The organism is Arthrobacter sp. H20, assembly GCF_000520515.1.
Classification (GTDB): Bacteria; Actinomycetota; Actinomycetes; order Actinomycetales; family Micrococcaceae; genus Arthrobacter_D.
Genome location: NZ_AZRY01000236.1, coordinates 1 through 2,895, shown reverse-complemented (window position 1 = coordinate 2,895; position 2,895 = coordinate 1). Strand labels below are relative to the sequence as shown.

Genomic DNA, 2,895 nt, shown 5'->3' with positions numbered 1-2,895 from the left:
CGCCTTTCCCCCGGCCCTGCGCAAGGTCATCTACACCACCAATTCGATCGAGTCCCTCAACTACCAGCTGCGCAAGGTCACCAAGAACCGCGGGCATTTCCCCAACGACCAGGCGGCCACCAAACTGCTCTGGCTGGCCATCTGCAACATCGAGGACAAGCGCGCCAGGGAACGGTCCAAGACACGCACCAGCACCCGGGCGAGCACCGCCGGCGGCCTCGTCGAAGGAGCCGGCACCATGGGCTGGAACCAGGCCCTGCAGCACCTAATGCTCGCCTACCCCGAGCGCCTGGAACCACACCTGGGATAGCAACCCAAACCACATCAACAACACCGGCAAAAAAGACCACATCAGCCTGTCCCAAGACAGGCCAAACCAACCAGTGACCATGCAACTTACACAATCACCTTGACAGGCTCGTCTTCGCCGCGGTGGCCTCGGCGATCGACCCGGTGTGCAGCAGTGTCCGGAGCTGTTCCTTCACCTCCCAGACGGCCTGCAACCCGCCGGCGGGATCATCAACGGCGAAGACCACCGCGAGGCGGTTTCGGGCCCGGCCCGAGAGCCGTTCCGCACCCTTGAGCAGTAGCCGCCGATTCGCCCACACAGGATCGGCAGCGCGCCCGCGGCGGCCCTTGGCTTCCTGGCAGAGGCGTTGGCGGACCTCGGTGACCATAGCGTTCGCGAGCATGCTCAGGTGAAACGCGTCGACGCTGACAGCGGTGCGGGGCAACCACATCCGTAGCGCCTTGCGGAACGCCGCTGACGGGTCGATTGCGACGACCTGGACGCCGAGTCGCCAACCCAGTGGGCGGGCCTTGAGCCAATCCCCAACACCGGTGCTGTCGCGTCCGTCGACGACGCCCAGGACCTGCCCGGTGTCCAAATCGACGAGGGTGGACATCCACGGCTCGTACCGGGTCCAGGCTTTCGTGGCGGGGTCCTGGAAGAACCGCACGGACCGGAAGCGGTGCTCATCGATACCGAGCCTGACCGGTGCCATGGTGTCCACGTCAGGGAGTTTCAGCACCGCGGTATCCAACGCCCGCTGGACCAGCCACCAGGACACGCCGAACGCAGTGGCGGTCTCCGACGCGGCACGCCCGGATCCGATCACCGCATCGGTGAGGGCCTCCCGCAGCCTCGCCGTGGACCGCGAGTATGCAGGCACCTGCGGGGTCGCCTCAGCGAAGGTCTTCCGGGCGCATTCGGTCTCGTCGCAGAAGAACCGGCGATTGGACCAGATGACATCCACCGGGCCGGCGATCCGGATGTCACGAATCCGCTGGAACCGGCGCGAGTGCCGTCGGGCACTGATCACCCCGCAGGCCCTGCAGCCAGCTTCCAGGACTGACTCGACCCGGATTCTGCGCCGCCCGCAGGCACGGACCTCCGCGCTGGTGACCCGGTAACCGGGAAGGTTGAAAACAGTAGTGGCAGCGTCGGTACGCATGGCAGTAGGCTCGATCAAGGCTCGTGGTTCCTGTCAGTGATGAATGCGTCAAGAACATCCATCTCAGCAGGGCCACGAGCCCCTATACGTCTACGACACGAACCCGGCTTTCACCACGAACCACGGAGAGCCTGTAATCCTAGCGTGAGGAAGTGGCGGCAGCCCGGGCCAGGGGCTGGTGAGCAGAAGCGGTTGACGGCTCGGTATCCGATGCATGTAGTGAGCATCGACTTCCAAAGTGATGTGTCTTCGTATGGGCGGCGTGTATGGTTCTTCAAAACGTCAACGATCAATACATGCGCACAGCCCTGAACGTCATCCCCAAAGATCCTTCACCGCGACCGATGTGGTCGCCATGTTCGAGGACATCATCGCCGAAACCGGCATCATCCCCACCTATGTCCGCTCGGACAGCGGGCCGGAATTCACCGGCCGCAGCGCTGATCATCTGGTGCGAGACCGCGTGTGTCCGTACCCCTAGCCTCGGTCTTTCATGTGGTGGTGGCTGGCGGGGTGTGGTAAACGACGAAAAGTGCTCCTGACGTGGGAAAATGGTGTTGTCTACGCATCATTCGCGCCACGTGAAAAGGAGCACCTTTCTGGTGAGTCAGTCTACCGGTTTCTATCCGTCTGTCCGTGCTGATTCCGCCGGGACCGGCGTGGTGTCCCAAGCCGGAGGCATGATCCTGACCCAGACGGTTCGTGCCTCGGGGATCGGTGCCGGACTGTCGGCGGCTTGGGAACCGTGGCGTAAGCCCTTCGCCCGCCACGACCCGGCGAAGATCATCATCGATCTGGGCTTGTCCCTGGCGATCGGCGGGGACTGCCTCGCCGACGTGGACCGGCTGCGGGCTCAACCGCAGATCTACGGGCTCGTCGCTTCGGATCCGACGGTCAGCCGCCTGATCACAACCCTGTCTAGGATCCTCCCGGGCAAGGCGTTGGCGGCGATCAGTGCCGTCCGGGCTGCTGCCAGGGCTCAGGTGTGGGGGTTGGCCGGAGAACACTCACCGTTGCACGGGGTCAGTAAGAACGCCCCGCTGGTCGTGGATCTGGACGCGACACTGGTGAGCTCCCATTCGGAGAAGGAAGACGCCCGCCCGACCTGGAAGAAAGGCTACGGCTTCCACCCGCTGACCGCGTTCGTGGACCATGGGGTTGAGGGCACCGGAGAGCCGCTGGCGGTGCTGCTGCGCCCGGGGAACGCCGGGTCGAATACTGCGGCGGATCACATCGAGGTCACCAAGGACGCGTTGCAGCAGCTGCCGGCAGGGTTCCGGTCGGGCCGGAAGGTGATGATCCGTACCGACTCCGCCGGCGGCACCCACGGGTTCCTTCACTGGCTCACCCACCCACGCCGGAACCTGGGCTATTCGGTGGGTTTCCCGCTCCACGGCGCCGTCGAAGCGGCCCTGCCCCGGGTTCCGAAGTCTGCGTGGAC

Annotated in this window: 3 protein-coding genes and 1 pseudogene; 3 read left to right on the top strand and 1 reads right to left on the bottom strand. The window is 64.7% G+C overall.

Annotated features, from left to right (window positions below):
* Positions 1-310: transposase (locus Y703_RS0102335; RefSeq protein ID WP_026551432.1), on the top strand; the 310-nt coding region annotated here is incomplete at its 5' end.
* 94 nt (positions 311-404) lie between these two features.
* On the opposite strand, the gene Y703_RS17415 is transcribed toward Y703_RS0102335, so the two are convergent.
* Positions 405-1,454, bottom strand: coding sequence for an ISL3 family transposase (locus Y703_RS17415; RefSeq protein ID WP_253907905.1), 1,050 nt, complete (start codon positions 1,452-1,454; stop codon positions 405-407).
* A 147-nt stretch (positions 1,455-1,601) separates the two neighbouring features.
* Here Y703_RS17415 and Y703_RS22565 point away from each other — a divergent pair.
* Positions 1,602-1,915, top strand: a pseudogene (locus tag Y703_RS22565) (transposase family protein); the annotation flags it as partial.
* A 141-nt stretch (positions 1,916-2,056) separates the two neighbouring features.
* Positions 2,057-2,895 (top strand): IS1380 family transposase (locus Y703_RS0102320; protein WP_026551431.1); only part of this gene is annotated, 839 nt, incomplete at its 3' end.

Bases quoted from the DNA above. Each gene is read 5' to 3' on its own strand.
- Y703_RS17415 (WP_253907905.1), bottom strand. From the start codon at position 1,454: ATGCGTACCGACGCTGCCACTACTGTTTTCAACCTTCCCGGTTACCGG.